We start from the raw sequence: 16,153 nt of genomic DNA on the forward strand, positions 1-16,153 counted from the left end.
GGATGCCCGACGAGAAGCCCCTCCCGCCTAGCCCGACCCCGGCGAACGCGGAACCCGACGCGGCCGCGAGCCCCCTGGCCAGCCCCCACGATCGGCAGCCGCCGACGGCGGGAACCTCCCGCGGGGAGGCCTGCACGTATCCACTCAGTAGTACGGGTGGTGCGGGTGGGAAAGACGGCCCGGCCGCAGGCCGGGCGCACCCCCGCCGGCCCGGGGCCGAAACCCGCGCCCCCCGGCCCGGGGCCACCCCCCGAACCCCGAGCCGGAGGCTGACCGCCCCCGAGGCCAGCCGGAGCAACGCCGTGCACCCCGGCGCCTGGTGGCTCTGGGCGCTGGGCCTCGCCACAGCCGCGTCGAGGACGAACAACCCCCTCCTGCTCGGCCTCCTCGTCGGCGTCGCCGGATACGTCGTGGCGGCTCGCAAGACGGACGCCCCCTGGGCCCGCTCGTACACCGCTTTCATCAAGATCGGCCTGTTCGTCGTCGGCCTGCGCCTCGCCTTCAACCTGGTCCTCGGCTCCCCGATCCCCGGCAGCCACACGCTGCTCACGCTCCCCGAACTCCCGCTCCCCGACTGGGCGAAGGGTATCCGCGTCGGCGGCCGGGTCACCGCGGAGGGCATGCTCTTCGCCCTGTACGACGGGGCGCGCCTCGCCACGCTGCTGATCTGCGTGGGCGCGGCGAACGCCCTCGCCAACCCGGCCCGGCTCCTCAAGTCCCTGCCCGGCGCCCTGTACGAGGCCGGGGTCGCGGTCGTCGTCGCGATGACCTTCGCGCCGAACATGGTCGCCGACGTCGTACGGCTGCGTACCGCGCGGAGGCTGCGCGGCCGCCCCACCGGCGGCATCAGGGCGATCGCCCAGATCGGCCTGCCGGTGCTCGAAGGCGCCCTGGAGCGCTCGGTCGCCGTGGCCGCCTCGATGGACGCGCGCGGCTACGGCCGCACCGCCCAGGTCCCCGCCCCCGTACGCCTCACCACCACCGTCCTCACCCTCGGCGGACTCCTGGGAGTCTGCGCGGGAACGTACGGACTGCTCGCCTCCGAAGGCGCCGCGTACGGCCTTCCCGTCCTCGCCGCGGGCCTGCTCGCCTCGCTCGCCGGGCTCCGCCTCGGCGGCCGCCGCCAGATCCGTACCCGCTACCGCCCCGACCGCTGGGGCCTCCGCTCCTGGCTGGTGGCCGGCTCCGGCGCGGCGGTCGCGGCGCTGATGGTCTGGGCGGGTACGTACGCTCCACAGGCCCTCACGCTCGGGGTCGTCCCGCTGACCGCGCCGGGCCTGCCGCTGTGGCCCGCGCTGTCCCTGCTCGCCGGTCTGCTCCCGGCGTTCGTCGCACCCGTTCCACCGAAGGAGTCCCCGTGATCCGGTTCGAGAACGTGTCGGTCACGTACGACTCCGCTGAGGAGCCGACCGTGCGGGGCGTCGAACTCACCGTCCCCGAGGGGGAGTTGGTCCTTCTGGTCGGCCCGTCCGGGGTGGGCAAGTCGACGCTGCTCGGTACGGTCTCCGGGCTCGTCCCGCATTTCACCGGCGGCACCCTGCGCGGCCGGGTCACCGTGGACGGCCGCGACACCCGCACCCACAAGCCGCGCGAACTCGCCGACCTGGTCGGCACGGTGGGCCAGGACCCCCTCGCCCACTTCGTCACCGACACCGTCGAGGACGAACTCGCCTACGGAATGGAGTCGTTGGGCCTGGCTCCGGCGGTGATGCGCCGCCGCGTCGAGGAGACCCTGGACCTGCTCGGCCTGGCAGAACTGCGCGACCGCCCGATCGCCACGCTCTCCGGCGGCCAGCAGCAGCGCGTCGCGATCGGCTCGGTCCTCACCCCGCACCCGAAGGTCCTGGTCCTGGACGAGCCGACCTCGGCCCTTGATCCCGCCGCGGCGGAGGACGTCCTCTCTGTCCTCCAGCGCCTGGTGCACGACCTGGGCACGACGGTCCTGCTGGCGGAACACCGCCTGGAAAGGGTGGTCCAGTACGCGGACCAGGTCATCCTCCTCCCCGCCCCTGGCGCGCCCCCGGCGATGGGAACCCCGGCGGACATCATGAAGATCTCCCCCGTCCGCCCCCCGGTGGTGGCCCTGGGCCACCTGGCCGGCTGGGATCCGCTCCCCTTGTCAGTACGAGACGCCCGCCGAAGAGCCACCACCCTGCGCAACCAACTGGCCACCCACACCCCGCGACCCCCGCAGCCGCCCCACACCAACGGTGACACCCCGCAGCCGCCTCCCCACCACGGCCATGCGGGTGGGAAAGACGACCCGGCCGCAGGCCGGGTGCCCGCCCACCGGCCCGCAGCCGCAAAACGCACCCTGGCCAACCTGTTCCGCCGCCCCCCGGGCACCCCCAGCCCGCCCACCACAGCGACCGCCACCGCCCTGGGCGTACGCCGCGGCCGTGTGGAGGCGCTGCGCCGCGTGGACCTCAAGGTCACCCCGGGCGAGACCATCGCCCTGATGGGCCGCAACGGCGCCGGAAAGTCGACCCTGCTGGGCACCCTCGTGGGGATGATCGAGCCGACCCAGGGCAGCGTCACCGTGGGCGGCCGCACCCCCCACCGCACCCCACCGAGCGAACTGATCCGCGAGGTCGGCCTCGTACCGCAGGAACCAAGGGACCTGCTGTACGCGAACACCGTCGCCGCGGAGTGCACCGCCGCGGACGAGGACGCCGGGGCGACCCCGGGAAGCTGCCGCGACCTGGTGACCGCGCTGCTCCCGGGCGTACGGGACGACACGCACCCCCGCGACCTCTCCGAGGGCCAGCGCCTGGCGCTCGCGCTGGCGATCGTCCTGACCGGCTGCCCTCCCCTGCTCCTCCTGGACGAGCCGACCCGCGGCCTGGACTACGCGGCGAAGGCCCGCCTGGTCGAGGTGCTGCGGGCGCTCGCCGCCGAGGGCCATGCCATCGTGCTCGCGACCCACGACGTGGAGCTGGCCGCAGAGCTCGCGCACCGTGTCGTGATCCTCGCGGGCGGTGAGGTCGTGGCGGACGGCCCGACGGCCGAGGTCGTCGTCTCCTCCCCCGCCTTCGCCCCGCAGGTCGCCAAGATCCTCGCCCCGCAGCACTGGCTCACCGTCCCGCAAGTACGCGAGGCCCTGTCGGGAAGCCTGTCATGACCCCTGTCGTGAAGGGGAGCGCACGACCTGTCCGCCTGGGCCCGCGCGCGGTGATCGCCCTCTCCCTCATCACCCTCATCGGCATCGCGGCCTTCGGCTGGCCGCTGCTCGCCGACGCGGACTCCGGCCTCGCGCACGCCCAGGACGCCCCCTGGCTCTTCGCCGCCCTGCTCCCCCTCCTCGTGGGTGTGGTGATCGCCACGATCGCCGACGACGGCATGGACGCCAAGGCCGTCGCGATGCTCGGCGTGCTCGCCGCGGTGGGCGCCGCGCTGCGCCCACTGGGCGCGGGCACGGCGGGCCTGGAGCCGATGTTCTTCCTGATGGTGCTGAGCGGCCGCGTGCTCGGCCCGGGCTTCGGCTTCGTACTCGGCTCGGTGACGATGTTCGCCTCGGCCCTGCTGACCGGCGGGGTCGGGCCGTGGATGCCGTTCCAGATGCTCGCGATGGGCTGGTTCACGATGGGCGCGGGCCTGCTGCCGGGCCCGCACCGCCTGCGCGGCCGGGCCGAACTGGCCCTGCTCGCGCTCTACGGGGCGCTGGCCTCACTCGCGTACGGCACGGTCATGAACCTCCAGGGCTGGACCTTCATCGGCGGCATGGCCTCGGGCATCTCCTTCCACCCCGGCGACGCACTCCACGAGAACCTGATCCGCTTCTTCGCCTACTGCGCGGCCACCTCGCTCGGCTGGGACCTGGGCCGGGCGGCGCTCACGGTCGTACTGACCCTCACTCTCGGCGCCACTGCGCTCAAGGCGTTGAGGCGTGCGACGAGGCGCGCCGCCTTCGAGGCCCAGGTCACATTCGAGGCCTGAAAAGGGTCCCGCCGGGGTGAGGCCGCCCACAGGACCTTGGTCCTCTACGAGGCGGGATAGTGGCCCCAGAACGTGATCCACAGGGCCTCTCACGCCCGCACTGACCTGCATTTATCCGTCCCTTACACCCCCAGGGACGTTTCACCTGTCGTGCGACTCCCACTAGTAAACGGGGTCATTGCGGCCGCCCATCGAGCCAGTTACAACTGTTCGAGTCGCCGGAACCGCCCGGTCCGCTCGCCGGGCTGATTCATTACGGGTTCCCTCGCCGTGGAGGTCTTCGAACCTCCGGCGGAGCGCGACGGCCAATGTCCCCGAAGTTAGGTATCGCCTTGTCTTTCGCCGCCCGTTTCACCGCTCGTAAGAAGTCCATTGCCGCCGCCGGCGCCACGCTGCTCGCCGCTGCCGGTGTCGCCATGGCCGCCGTCCCGGCCCAGGCCGCACCGACGAGCGCCCAGGCGATTGCAAAGCAGATGATGCCGGACGCGCAGTTCCAGTGCTTCAGCAAGATCGTGAACCACGAGTCCGGCTGGAACCCGTCCGCCACCAACGCCTCCTCCGGCGCGTACGGCCTGGTCCAGGCCCTGCCCGGCAACAAGATGGCCTCGGCCGGCGCCGACTGGCAGACCAACCCGGCCACCCAGATCAAGTGGGGCCTGGGCTACATGAACGAGCGTTACGGCAGCCCGTGTGGCGCCTGGAACTTCTGGCAGCAGAACAGCTGGTACTAAGCCGTACCGGCAATGGAGTCGAAGAGCCGCACGATCTGCGGCCCCGACTTCTTGAAGGCCCCGTTGTGGTCGACCGCTCCCTGGTCGACGACCGGGGCCTTCTTTCCGTGTGCGGCCAGTTGCCGGGCGCAGCTGAGCGTGTTGGCGATCGGCACGTCGGTGTCCCCGGTGGCGGTGTAGAGCCGCACCGGCACGGCGGGCTTCCAGTCACAGGTGTGATCGTTGTCCCGCATGGCGTCGAGGAGGGCGCCGCGCGGATGCTGGAGCCGCGCGTAGAAAGCGGGCGTGAGCAGGTCCTTCACATTGCCCGGCAACGCGCCCAGGATCTCCTCCTCGGTGTGGGTCCCGTCGAGCAGCCCGTCGACGACCCGCGCGTAGGGCGCGCGGAAGGCTTCCCCGGGCTCCTTGTAGAGGGGGCGGAGCCGATTCTGGGCAGTGAGCCAGTAGGACATGTAAAGCACCCCACTGGTGTCATTGACCCGGCCGTCGAAGAGGGCAGGCACCTCTTGCCCCGCTAGGTCGTACGGTCCGGAGACCGGCGCCAGTGCCTTCAGCCGGAAATGGGCATCGGCCCCCTGGCTGAGCGCCTTGCCTAGCGCCATGGCGACCTGCCCGCCCTGCGAGAACCCGGTGCCGTACACGTCCCCGGTCAGCGGCCGGCCCAGCTCGCGGGCGGCGGTACGGGTGGCCCGCAGCATGTCGAGCGAGGCGGACACGGACGAGGCGGTGTCCATGTACGGGTGCCGGCCGGGGCCCTTCCCGAGCCCCAGGTAGTCGGGCGCGGCGACGGCTCGCCCGTCGGAGGCGTGCAGATACGGCGAGAGCCGGCCGTCGTCCTCGCCGACGGAGGGCGCGTAGTCCCGGTCGACCATGGTGCCGTGGGTGTCCGCGACGAGATCGAGCCGCCCGCGCCGGCCGTCGACGGGCAGCACGAGCAGGCCGGTGGCGGTCGTGGGGCGCCCCTGCGGGGTGATGGTCCGGTACGTGACCCGGTACCCCCGCACGCCGTAGCGGACCGTGGCGCTGTCGACACCGGCGTCCTTGAGGAAGCCGGAGACCTGGGCGGGGGTGAGGTCGGAGACGGGCGTGAGGGACAGGAGGTCGCCGCGGTGTTCCTGGGTGCGGGCCTGGGCGAGCGGCGCGGCTGCCCCAACTGTGCTGACCAGCAAGGCAGTTGCAACGGCGGCCCGAGCGATTGACTTCGTCATACGCAAACCCTGGCCGGTCCCACCCACCCGGGACCATCCGACCAGCCCCCGCACCGGAAGGGTGCCTAGGCCCACCATGGGGAGGCCCCTTCCCCCACCCCGACCCCCCTACCGGGCCGGCCGGCGATCCCGTGGGCGCCCCAACTCGCCATGCAGAGAGGCGAGTTCAACCCATGGGACGGCCAATGGTCCGGCTTCGCAGGCTCCGCTCAGACCCAGAGCCGAGCCCGAGCCCCACCACTCCAACCGCGCTAGGAGCGGCGGGGCTTCCCGCCGCACTCCGCCAGGGACAACCCCCCCAGGGGCGCGGGGAACCGCGCGACCAGCCACAGACGATCCGCAGTCGAAAGCGGACCACACTCAGCCCCTCCGGCGCCTGAGGAGCGGGGGTTGTCCGGGGGCAGCGCCCCCGGTAACGAACCTCAGCCCATCTCAACCCCCCGGAGGGTCTCGGGAAGGGGCGGGGTGGGGAGAACTACAGCCGCTGAATGATCGTCCCCGTAGCCAACGCCCCACCCGCACACATAGTCACCAGCGCGAACTCCTTGTCCCGCCGCTCAAGCTCATGCAACGCCGTTGCGATCAGCCGAGCCCCGGTCGCCCCCACCGGGTGCCCCAGAGCGATCGCACCCCCGTTCACGTTCACCTTCTCCAGGTCCTGCTCGAAGACCTGCGCCCAGCTCAACACCACCGACGCGAACGCCTCGTTGATCTCGACGAGGTCGATGTCCCGCAGCGACATGCCCGCCTTGCCGAGCACCGCCCGCGTCGCGTCGATCGGGCCGTCGAGGTGGAAGTGCGGGTCGGCCCCCACCAGTGCCTGGGCGACGATCCGCGCCCGGGGCTTGAGCTTCAGGGCGCGGGCCATCCGCTTGGAGGCCCACATGATCGCCGCCGAACCGTCCGAGATCTGCGAGGAGTTGCCCGCCGTGTGCACCGCCGTCGGCATGACCGGCTTGAGCCGGCCGAGCGCCTCCAGGGACGTATCGCGGAGCCCCTCGTCCCGGTCGACGAGCCGCCACATGCCCTGCCCGGCCGCCTGCTCCTCCTCCGTCGTGGGCACCTGAACCGCGAACGTCTCCCGCTTGAAGCGTTCCTCGCCCCACGCCACCGCCGCCCGCTCCTGCGACAACAGGCCCAGCGCGTCGACGCGTTCGCGCGTCAGGCCCCGGTTGCGGGCGATCCGCTCCGCCGCCTCGAACTGGTTCGGCAGGTCCACGTTCCACTCGTCCGGCCAGGGCTTGCCCGGGCCGTGCTTGGATCCCGACCCGAGCGGCACCCGCGACATCGCCTCGACCCCGCAGCTGATCCCTACGTCGATGACGCCCGCCGCGATCATGTTGGCGACCATGTGGCTGGCCTGCTGCGAAGATCCGCACTGGCAGTCCACGGTGGTCGCGGCGGTCTCGTACGGCAGCCCCACCGCGAGCCAGGCGTTGCGCGCCGGGTTCATGGACTGTTCGCCGGCGTGCGTGACCGTACCGCCGACGATCTGCTCGACGCAGTCGGCGTGGATGCCGGTGCGGCCGAGGAGTTCGCGGTAGGTCTCGCCCAGCAGGTAGGCGGGGTGCAGATTGGCGAGCGCGCCTCCGCGCTTGCCGATGGGCGTGCGTACGGCTTCGACGATGACGGGTTCCGCGGCCATGAGCTCGTCCTCTCCTGACACAGCCGCTGGGTGTCCCGGCACCGCACGGCCACGAACTGATACGCGTTCTAGTTCTGAGTGCAGTCTTATGAGAGCTACCCCGGGTACGCAAGGGTTGTGCACGTCCCGCGTAGGGAGTTCAGTGCGCAACAGATGCTGCCGCGACCCTTGCCTCTTGTAGAACCCGTTACTACCTTTCGGACAACTTCTGATGGACCGTCAGACATGGAGTGGCCAATGCGTTGCCCCCACCTGCCCGACGGGTTCGACTTCACCGACCCCGACCTGCTCCAATCCCGCGTGCCGCACCCGGAGTTCGCCGAGCTGCGGAAGACAGCCCCGGTGTGGTGGTGCGCCCAGCCGGCCGGCATCGCCGGCTTCCAGGACGACGGCTACTGGGCGGTGACGCGGCACGCCGACGTCAAATACGTGTCCACGCACCCGGAGTTGTTCTCCTCCAACACCAACACCGCGGTCATCCGCTTCAACGAGTCGATCAGCCGCGAGCAGATCGACGTCCAGAAGCTGATCATGCTGAACATGGACCCGCCCGAGCACACCCGGGTCCGCCAGATCGTCCAGCGCGGCTTCACTCCGCGCGCGATCCGCTCCCTGGAGGGGGCCCTGCGCGACCGCGCCCGCAGCATCGTGGACGCGGCACTATCGGAAGCCAACAAGAACAACGGCACCTTCGACTTCGTCACCAACATCGCCGTCGAGCTCCCCCTCCAAGCCATCGCCGAACTGATCGGCGTCCCCCAGGAGGACCGGACCAAGATCTTCGACTGGTCCAACAAGATGGCGGCGTACGACGATCCCGAGTACGCGATCACCGAGGAGATCGGCGCCGAGGCCGCGATGGAGCTGGTCTCGTACGCGATGAACCTGGCGGCGGCGCGCAAGGAGTGCCCGGCGAAGGACATCGTCTCGACCCTGGTCGCGGCCGAGGGCGAGGGCAACCTGCTCTCGGACGAGTTCGGCTTCTTCGTCATCCTGCTCGCGGTGGCGGGCAACGAGACGACCCGCAACGCCATCAGCCACGGCATGCACGCGTTCCTGACCCACCCCGATCAGTGGGAACTCTACAAACGCGAGCGCCCCGACACCGCGGCCGAGGAGATCGTGCGGTGGGCGACCCCGGTCGTCTCCTTCCAGCGGACGGCGACCCAGGACACCGAACTCGGCGGCCAGAAGATCAAGGCCGGCGACCGCGTCGGCATCTTCTACTCCTCCGCCAACAACGACCCCGAGGTCTTCGAGGACCCCGAGCGCTTCGACATCACCCGGGACCCCAACCCCCACCTCGGCTTCGGCGGCGGGGGCCCGCACTTCTGCCTCGGCAAGTCCCTGGCGGTCCTCGAAATCAACCTGATCTTCAACGCGGTGGCCGACGTCCTGCCCGACCTGCGCCTGGCCGGCGACCCCCGCCGGCTCCGCTCGGCCTGGCTGAACGGCATCAAGGGGCTTCAGGTAACCCGGAGTTGACCCACCCAGAACCGGGAGGCAGGGGCCATCCCCCCTACGCCCCGCCCCTGTCTCCTCCCGGGCGCCCCGTTACGCTCGTCCCATGATCAACGGGGTGGACGACACAGATCAGGGCTGGGGCGCGACCCGGCTGTGGGCGGAGAAGAGCCTGGGCGCGCGCATCGAGCACGCGGTCGCGCTGCGCGGCGGGTGGACCTCCGAGATGCGGCGCCTGTACGTCGCCGGGGAGCGGCCCCGCTCGGCCGTGCTCCGCTCCTTCGTCAAGGAGTTCTACGTACGGCACGCCCCCGGGCTGCTCACGCGCGAGGCCGCCGTCCTGACCCTGCTCGCCCGTACCGGCGTACCGGCCGCCGAGCTCATCGCCGTCGACCCGGAGGGCGCGCACTGCGACCACCCGTCGCTGCTCATGTCGCTACTCCCGGGCGAGGTACGCCTCGACGCGTCCGGGGCCGACGAGCGCGCTCCGCTGCTCGCCCGCCAGCTCCTCGACATCCACCGCGTCGAGGTCGGCGCGTCCGAGCGGCCCCGGGACTACGAGGCCTGGACCTCCGCCGACGAAGTCGAGGCACCCGAAGACACCCGCCGACCCGACGTCTGGCGGCGCGCCGTCGACGTCATCCGGCGCCAACCACCCACATATCAGCCGGTGTTCCTGCACCGCGACTTCCATCCCGGCAACGTCCTGTTCACCGGCGCCGGCCCCGAGCTGGGCGTCAGCGGCGTGGTCGACTGGGTCGAGACGTCCTGGGGTCCGGCCGACCTCGACGTGGCGCACTGCTCGACCAACCTCGCGCTGCTCCACGGCGCCCCGGCCGGGCTCGCCTTCGCCGAGCAGTACGTCGCGGCGGGCGGACAGCTCGCACCCGACCCGTACGACCGCCTGTACTGGCGCCTCCTCGACGCCCTCGCCTTCGCCCCGGACGCCGAGAAGGTCGCCGACCCGTGGCGCGCCCTCGGCCGCACGGACCTCACCCCGGACCTCGTCAAGGAGCGCCTGGAGACGTACCTCCAGGCCGTGCTCGACCTCTGCACACGGGAGGCCAACGCCTCTTGATGACCGCCCTTCCTGCTGAAACAGTTGATCTGGAGCACTCACGCAACTGAATCGGCAGGAAAATGGACATAGAGCGACCGGATCAACACAATCAGCCGACACCGGTGGAACTGGCCGTCACCGAGCGGACCCGGCACCGGCGGCTGCGTGACCAGGGCAGTACCCGGGTCGCGGATCTCGACGCGATCCTGAGGGCCGGGTTCGTGTGCCACCTCGGGGTCGTCGTCGACGGCACGCCCATGGTGGTGCCCACGGCGTACGGCGTGGACTTCGAGAGCCGGACGCTGTTCGTGCACGGCTCGGTCGCCAGCCGCAGCATCGTTCAGGCGCCGGCGGCGACGGTCTGCGTGAGCGTCACGCACATCGACGGGCTCGTGCTCGCCCGCTCGGTCTTCGAGCACGGGGTGAACTACCGCAGCGCGATGGTCTACGCCGTGCCCCGGCTCATCACCGGCGGGGACGAGCTCCTGCACGGGCTCAGGGTCGTCACCGAGCACTGCGCGCCGGGCCAGTGGGACTACGCGCGGCGGCCCAACTCCCGTGAACTGGCGGCCACTTCACTGCTCGCCCTTTCCCTGGAGGAGGCGTCCGTGAAGGTGGCCGCGGGCCCGCCCGACGACGGGGACGGGCCCGACGCGGAACTCGGCCTGTGGGCCGGGGTGGTGCCGCTGCGGAGCTACTTCGGGGCGCCCGAGGCCGATCCCGCGCTTCCCGTCGGCATCGCCGTGCCCGACCATGTCGCGGCTCTGGGCGACGGCAGCCCGGGGAGCTGAATGCGGCGCGGGCCTGCGAGGACGTACACGAGCCCGAAGCCGGCCGCGACGACCGCCGCGCCGCCGACCGCGTCGAGCACCCAGTGGTTGGCGGTGGCGAGGATCGCGCAGACCGTGAACAGCGGGTGCAGCACGCCGAGCAGCTTCATCCACGGCTTGGGCGCGCACAGCACGATGACGACGCCGCACCACAGCGCCCAGCCGAAGTGCAGCGAGGGCATCGCCGCGTACTGGTTCGTCACGTCCGTCATCACGCCGTAGTCGGGCTTGCCGAAGTCCTGCGGGCCGTGCACCGTGTCGACGAAGCCGAGGCCCGGCATCAGGCGCGGCGGGGCGAGCGGGAAGAACCAGAAGCCGACCAGGCCGAGCAGCGTGGCGAAGCCGAGCGCGGCGCGGGCCCAGCGGTAGTCGGCGGGGCGGCGCACGTACAGCACCGCGAGGATGGCCAGCGGGATCACGAAGTGGAACGACTCGTAGTAGAAGTCGAAGAAGTTCTTCAGCCAACTCGCTTGCCGTAAGCCCGAGTTGGCCCAGTGCTCGATGTTGATGCCCAGGGTGCGTTCCAGGCGTACGACCGCGTGGCCGTGGGCCTCGGCGGTCGCGCGGCTGCCGTCGACGGCGGACCTGATGGACGAGTAGCCGGAGTAGCCGACCCGGATCACCACGAGTTCGAGGATCAGGTTGGGGCGGGTCAGCGCGCGGTGCCAGAACGGCAGCAGCGGGAGCCGCGCCCAGCGGGCCGGGACGGGCCTCACGTACGTCGCGGGGACCGGGGTGCGGAAGCGCTCGTCGGCGCGCGGCACGAACGGCACCGCGCAGGCCGCGGCGAGCGCGACGATGAGCAGCAGGTTGTCGCGCAGCGGCTGGAGGACCGTCATGTACGGCAGGATCACGTCGGCGGGCAGCGTCAGGGTGAGGATCACCAGGGCGGGCCAGACCTTGCGGTCGGCGGCCCGGCGCCCGGCCCGGCCGACGGCGGCGAGCAGCACCCAGAGGAGCTGGTGCTGCCAGGCGGTCGGCGAGACGGCGACGGCGACGCAGCCGGTGAGGGCGACGGCGAGCAGGAGCTGGCCGTCGCGCGCGTAGCGGACCGCGCGGCGCACGCCGAGCGTGATCACGGCCGCGGCGAGGGCGAGGAAGAGGACGATCTCCAGCGGGCCGTGCACGCCGAGGCGCAGGAGCGCCCCGTGCAGCGACTGGTTGGCGAGGCTGTCGGCCGGGCCGCCGAGCCCGGCCCCGGCCACGTGGTGCACCCAGTACGTCCACGAGTCGTGCGCGAGGGCGGCCCAGGCGAGCGCGGTGGCGGCGGCGAAGGCGGCGAGGGTGGCGGCGCCCGCGCGCCTGCGGCCGGTCAGCCAGAGCAGCGGGACGAAGAGCAGCACCGTGGGCTGGAGGGCGGCGGCGAGGCCGACGAGCACTCCGCAGAAGCGTTCGCCGCGTACGACGAACAGGCCGAGCAGCACGAGCAGGACCGGGATGATGCCGGTCTGGCCGAGGTGGAAGGCGTTGCGCACCGGCAGCGACACCATGAGCAGGCTGACCGTGACGGGCGCGGCGAGCAGCGAGCTGCGGCGCGGGACCGGGCCGGGCAGGGCGCGGGCCACGACCAGGCCGAGGACGACGACGAGCAGCAGCGTGCCGAACGTCCAGCCGACGCCGAGCGCCTGCTCGGCGGCGTGCGCGAGCGGCTTGAGCACGAGTCCGGCGAAGGGCGTGCCGGTGAAGTGATCGGTGCCGGCTCCGTAGAGGGAGCCCTTCGCCTGGAGGGCGCCGCCCGCGCGGGTCCAGGTCTCCAGGTCGGTCAGCCGTTCGCCGGGTGACCGGCTCAGTACGGCGGCGATCTGTCTTGCCGCGAGCACACCCGCGAGGAGCCACAGGACCACGCGGGCCGTTCGGATTCCCGGGTCCACCGTGCCGGTGTCCACCGCGCTGTCACGTCCGCCGCCGTGCTCCGCATTCGCCACGCCCCGCCGAACCTCCCACCGAACCGTTGGGTTGTTTCCCCACCTTGGCACCGCCCGGGAATGAAGACTCCGTCAACCGCCTCTTCGCCTGACTGTCACGCGGATGTGGCCGGAACGGGCAACGTACCGGAACCGAAGACCCCGCAACGCCGTCGTAGCTCCCGTCGATCGATCAACACGGGGGTACGCGGAGATGCGGGACGGCCACAGACACTGGCGGCGGGCGCTGCTGGTGGCATTGGCGCTGGTGGCACTGCAATTGGGCTCGCTGGTGGCGCCCGCGTACGCCTGTGGCTGCGGGGCGATGGTGCCGCAGAGCGGGCGGCAGTTGAGCGTGAAGCAGGAGACGTCGGCGGTGCGCTGGGACGGGCACACCGAGCAGATCGTCATGCGGCTCACCGTCGACGGGAACGCGCCGAAGGCGGCGTGGATCATGCCGGTGCCGAGCCGGGCGACGGTGAAGCTCGGCGACCGCCACCTCTTCGATCAGCTGGAGGAGCTCTCGGAGCCGGTGCACCGCACCCGCTCGCACTTCTGGCCCAGGGACGGCGACTGGCCGTTCGCCAAGACCCGCAGCGTGGGCGACGGAGCCCCGAACGCGGCGGCGAAGCCTCCCGTCGAAGTGGTCGGCAGGGAGCGCCTCGGCCCGTTCGACGTGGCCCGCCTCACCGCCACCGATCCGACGGCCCTGCGCGACTGGCTGACCCGCAACGGCTTCCAGCTCCCGCCCGCGCTGGCCACCGAGTTGCGCCCGTACGTCGAGCAGAAGTGGGAGTACGTGGCGATCCGCCTGGCCCCCGACCAGCCGGGCCAGACCCTGGGCGGCCCCCTGGACCCCCTGAGCCTCACCTTCACCAGCGACCACCTGGTCTACCCGATGCGCCTGTCCCGCCTGGCGAAGACCCCGCAGACCCTGAACCTGTACGTACTGGCGGCCCACCGCATGGAAACGGCGTCACCGATCGGCGGCGCCGCCCCGGAGACCCTGTTCGCCGGCCGGATCGAGCACCCCTCGGGCTCCCTGGCCGACCTGGTGGGCCGCACCAACCCGGTCTACCTGACGACGCTGACCCAGTACTTCCCGCACCCGCCCGAAATCACCGGCGACCACGAGCTGAGGGCAGCACCGGACGACACTCCCTTCCAACGGGCTTGGTACACCGATGAGTTGACGACGGTGGGCGGGGTACCGGCTTGGCTTTTGACGGCGGGGGGTGTGCTGGCGGCGCTGGGGGCCGGGGGTGGCCTCACGATTCGGGCGCGGAGGACTGCCAGGCGGTGAAGAGGGGGACCTCGCCGGTGGCATCGAGGACGACGATCCCGAAGGGGCGGTCGAAGGCGATCCGCTCGATGCGGCGGGGCTCCTCGTCCGCCCCCATCCAGTCCATGGCGGCGACCGTGACCGCGGCGGCCTCGATGCCCTCCTCGGCGACCTTGACGACGGCCTCCTGCACCACCTGGCCGACCCGCAACGGCTCGGGCGACATCCCGGAGAAGTCGGCCAGTTCGTCGTCGGTCGCGAACTCCACGCCCAGGGCGGTCAATTGGCGGACGACGTCCAGACGCGTGCGCAGGTCGAGGCGGGGCAGGGCGAGGCGTATCTCGTCGGCGCCCAGGGGTTCGCGCTCCTCGGCCCACCCGGCGGGCAGCACATCGCGGGCTTCGACGCCGGGCGGCCCGAGCAGGAACCGCACCCGGGCGCCGGTTCGTACGCCGGTCCCTGCGGTGCGCAGTTCGACGACGCGTACGCCGCCCGGCGCCCGCCATGCGTCCGCCGGCTCGACCGCGCCGTGCATGGTCGCCACCTCGTGTTCGACACCCCGGGCATCGGTGAACGGGCACGGCCGCGTGCTCCACGCCAGGAACGGCCGCTCCCAACGCGCCTTCAGCGCGAGGACGTTGACAACGGCGAGGGCGGTATCCGCGTCGAGCGTGACGGGCAGGGCCTCGATGAGCCCGCCGGTCGCCTCCCGTACCCAGGCGTCGCACTCCCGCTGGTCCGGGACGCGGCCGAAGACGATGCCGGGCAGCGACTCCCGGTAGGCGCGGTACAGCGGCACACGGGCCCACGCCCGGGTCGCCACGACGAGCGCGTCCGTGGCCGCGAGATACCGGGCGGAGGCGGTGACCGCGTCGGCGGCCTCGTCCCCGGCGACGCCGAGCAGCGCACGGAGTTCGTCCGCGGTCTCGGTGCGCGCGCCGGCCGCGACCACACCGAGGGCGAGCCACAGACCGGCGGGCGAGCACACGAAGTCTCCCTCGCGGAGGTGAGGCAACCAGCACCCTGCCAGCTCGCGTACGGCCGCTCCGTGCCTGGTCAGCCCTTCAACGCCGGTCAACTCAACCTCCCGTGTCGCCCCGCCGCACCCAAAGGGAAGCTGTGTAGCACACTGATCGCACAAGGACGAGGCGAAGGCCCCCGCCCCCGGCGGCCTTCTGACGAGAGGTGTCGCGTGCCCAGCGTCGTAAAGATCAACGTACTGACCGTGCCGGAAGAGCAGCGGGAGGTGCTGGAGAAGCGGTTCGCCTCTCGGGCCGGGTCGGTGGAGAACTCGGACGGGTTCGAGTGGTTCGAGCTGCTTCGGCCGGCCGAGGGCACCGACCAGTACCTCGTCTACACCCGCTGGCGCAGCGAGGAGGACTTCCAGAACTGGATGGCCACCTCCATGCGGGGCGCGCACGGCGGCGCCCAGGGCGAGGGCGGCGAGCGGCCCAAGCCCGCCGCCTCCGGATCCGAGCTGTGGTCCTTCGAGGTCGTGCAGCAGGCCGCGCCCAAGGCCTGAAGCCCGGCGGCCCGCTTAATTCGGTGGCCAAGGCCGCCGCACCCGGGATAGGTAGTGGCCATGAGTTGGATCATGGCTACCGAGCGGCCCGACACCCCCGACGCGAGCCTGCTGCGGCGCGACTACTACGACGAGGTGGCGAGCCGGTGGTACGGCCGGCCCGCCACCGTCGAGGAGATCGAGCAGGGGCTCACCGATGACGGGGCCGATCAACTGCGGCCGCCCACCGGGGACTTCGTGGTCGGGCGGTACGAGGGGCGGCCTGCGGCGTGCGGGGGTGTGCTGCTCTGTGGCGAGGCGCCCGTCATCGACGGGACCGCCCCGGCCACGGCCGAGCTCACCCGCGTGTTCGTCCGCCCCTTCGCGCGCGGCACCGGCGGCGGCGCGGCGCTGCTCTCCGCCCTTGAGGACGCGGCCCGCCGCCTCGGCGCCCGGCGGCTCGCCCTCGACACCCGGCACGACCTCGTCGAGGCCCGCGGGCTCTACGCCAAGCACGGCTATCGCGAGGTGGCCGCGTACAGCGAGGGCCCGTACAGCGAGCGGTGGTTCGCGAAGGAGCTGTGAGCCCACCGTC

Annotated in this window: 14 protein-coding genes; 10 read left to right on the plus strand and 4 right to left on the minus strand. The window is 71.9% G+C overall.

Translation table 11 applies throughout. The features are described from left to right. The first annotated feature begins 2 nt into the window (after positions 1 to 2). The 4 genes from ADK54_RS20615 (at position 3) to ADK54_RS20630 (ending at position 4,667) form a co-directional block, all read left to right on the plus strand. Positions 3 to 1,361, plus strand: coding sequence for an energy-coupling factor transporter transmembrane component T (locus ADK54_RS20615; protein ID WP_234392149.1), 1,359 nt, complete (start codon positions 3 to 5; stop codon positions 1,359 to 1,361). Then, positions 1,358 to 3,121, plus strand: a complete 1,764-nt coding sequence (locus ADK54_RS20620) for an ABC transporter ATP-binding protein (RefSeq protein ID WP_053727139.1) — start codon at positions 1,358 to 1,360, stop codon at positions 3,119 to 3,121. The genes ADK54_RS20615 and ADK54_RS20620 overlap by 4 nt, the downstream gene beginning before the upstream one ends. Next, positions 3,118 to 3,936 (plus strand): ECF transporter S component, encoded by an 819-nt coding sequence (locus ADK54_RS20625; RefSeq protein WP_053727140.1) that lies wholly within the window; start codon positions 3,118 to 3,120, stop codon positions 3,934 to 3,936. Before ADK54_RS20620 ends, ADK54_RS20625 begins: the two co-directional genes overlap by 4 nt. A gap of 308 nt (positions 3,937 to 4,244) precedes the next feature. Then, on the plus strand, positions 4,245 to 4,667 hold the full coding sequence (locus ADK54_RS20630; RefSeq protein ID WP_078966501.1) for a transglycosylase SLT domain-containing protein: 423 nt from the start codon (positions 4,245 to 4,247) through the stop codon (positions 4,665 to 4,667). On the opposite strand, the gene ADK54_RS20635 is transcribed toward ADK54_RS20630, so the two are convergent. Then, entirely contained in the window at positions 4,664 to 5,875 is a 1,212-nt protein-coding gene (locus ADK54_RS20635; RefSeq protein ID WP_053727141.1) for an alpha/beta hydrolase, read from the minus strand. The genes ADK54_RS20630 and ADK54_RS20635 overlap by 4 nt on opposite strands. A 475-nt stretch (positions 5,876 to 6,350) precedes the next feature. Beyond that, a complete protein-coding gene (locus ADK54_RS20640; RefSeq protein WP_053727142.1) occupies positions 6,351 to 7,520 on the minus strand; it encodes a steroid 3-ketoacyl-CoA thiolase in 1,170 nt (389 codons plus the stop codon). Positions 7,521 to 7,757: 237 nt separating this feature from the next. Here ADK54_RS20640 and ADK54_RS20645 point away from each other — a divergent pair, with 237 nt between their 5' ends. From ADK54_RS20645 to ADK54_RS20655, 3 genes are all read left to right on the plus strand, one after another. Beyond that, entirely contained in the window at positions 7,758 to 9,005 is a 1,248-nt protein-coding gene (locus ADK54_RS20645; protein WP_053727143.1) for a cytochrome P450, read from the plus strand. 82 nt (positions 9,006 to 9,087) lie between these two features. Then, on the plus strand, positions 9,088 to 10,059 hold the full coding sequence (locus ADK54_RS20650; RefSeq protein WP_053727144.1) for a phosphotransferase family protein: 972 nt from the start codon (positions 9,088 to 9,090) through the stop codon (positions 10,057 to 10,059). 62 nt (positions 10,060 to 10,121) lie between these two features. Next, the gene (locus tag ADK54_RS20655; protein WP_053727145.1) at positions 10,122 to 10,832 is read left to right on the plus strand and encodes a pyridoxamine 5'-phosphate oxidase family protein; all 711 of its coding nucleotides are present in this window, start codon (positions 10,122 to 10,124) and stop codon (positions 10,830 to 10,832) included. On the opposite strand, the gene ADK54_RS20660 is transcribed toward ADK54_RS20655, so the two are convergent. Then, complete coding sequence (locus ADK54_RS20660) at positions 10,736 to 12,796, minus strand: bifunctional glycosyltransferase 87/phosphatase PAP2 family protein (RefSeq protein ID WP_078966502.1); 2,061 nt, start codon at positions 12,794 to 12,796, stop codon at positions 10,736 to 10,738. The two genes, ADK54_RS20655 and ADK54_RS20660, sit on opposite strands and share 97 nt — an antisense overlap. Positions 12,797 to 12,989: 193 nt before the next feature. Here ADK54_RS20660 and ADK54_RS20665 point away from each other — a divergent pair, with 193 nt between their 5' ends. Further along, positions 12,990 to 14,078 (plus strand): DUF2330 domain-containing protein, encoded by a 1,089-nt coding sequence (locus ADK54_RS20665; RefSeq protein WP_053727146.1) that lies wholly within the window; start codon positions 12,990 to 12,992, stop codon positions 14,076 to 14,078. Here the strand turns inward: ADK54_RS20665 and ADK54_RS20670 are convergent. After that, positions 14,044 to 15,045 (minus strand): serpin family protein, encoded by a 1,002-nt coding sequence (locus ADK54_RS20670; protein WP_078966503.1) that lies wholly within the window; start codon positions 15,043 to 15,045, stop codon positions 14,044 to 14,046. The genes ADK54_RS20665 and ADK54_RS20670 overlap by 35 nt on opposite strands. Before the next feature lie 204 nt (positions 15,046 to 15,249). On the opposite strand from ADK54_RS20670, the gene ADK54_RS20675 reads away from it, so the two are divergent. Together ADK54_RS20675 and ADK54_RS20680 are read left to right on the plus strand one after the other, a co-directional pair. Then, on the plus strand, positions 15,250 to 15,579 hold the full coding sequence (locus tag ADK54_RS20675; RefSeq protein WP_053727147.1) for an antibiotic biosynthesis monooxygenase family protein: 330 nt from the start codon (positions 15,250 to 15,252) through the stop codon (positions 15,577 to 15,579). 60 nt (positions 15,580 to 15,639) lie between these two features. Further along, positions 15,640 to 16,143 carry a GNAT family N-acetyltransferase gene (locus ADK54_RS20680; protein WP_053727148.1) on the plus strand — a complete coding sequence of 168 codons (504 nt, stop codon included), beginning with the start codon at positions 15,640 to 15,642 and terminating at the stop codon, positions 16,141 to 16,143. Positions 16,144 to 16,153: the final 10 nt, after the last annotated feature.

It is taken from the genome of Streptomyces sp. WM6378, from assembly GCF_001279695.1.
Taxonomy (GTDB): Bacteria; Actinomycetota; Actinomycetes; order Streptomycetales; family Streptomycetaceae; genus Streptomyces.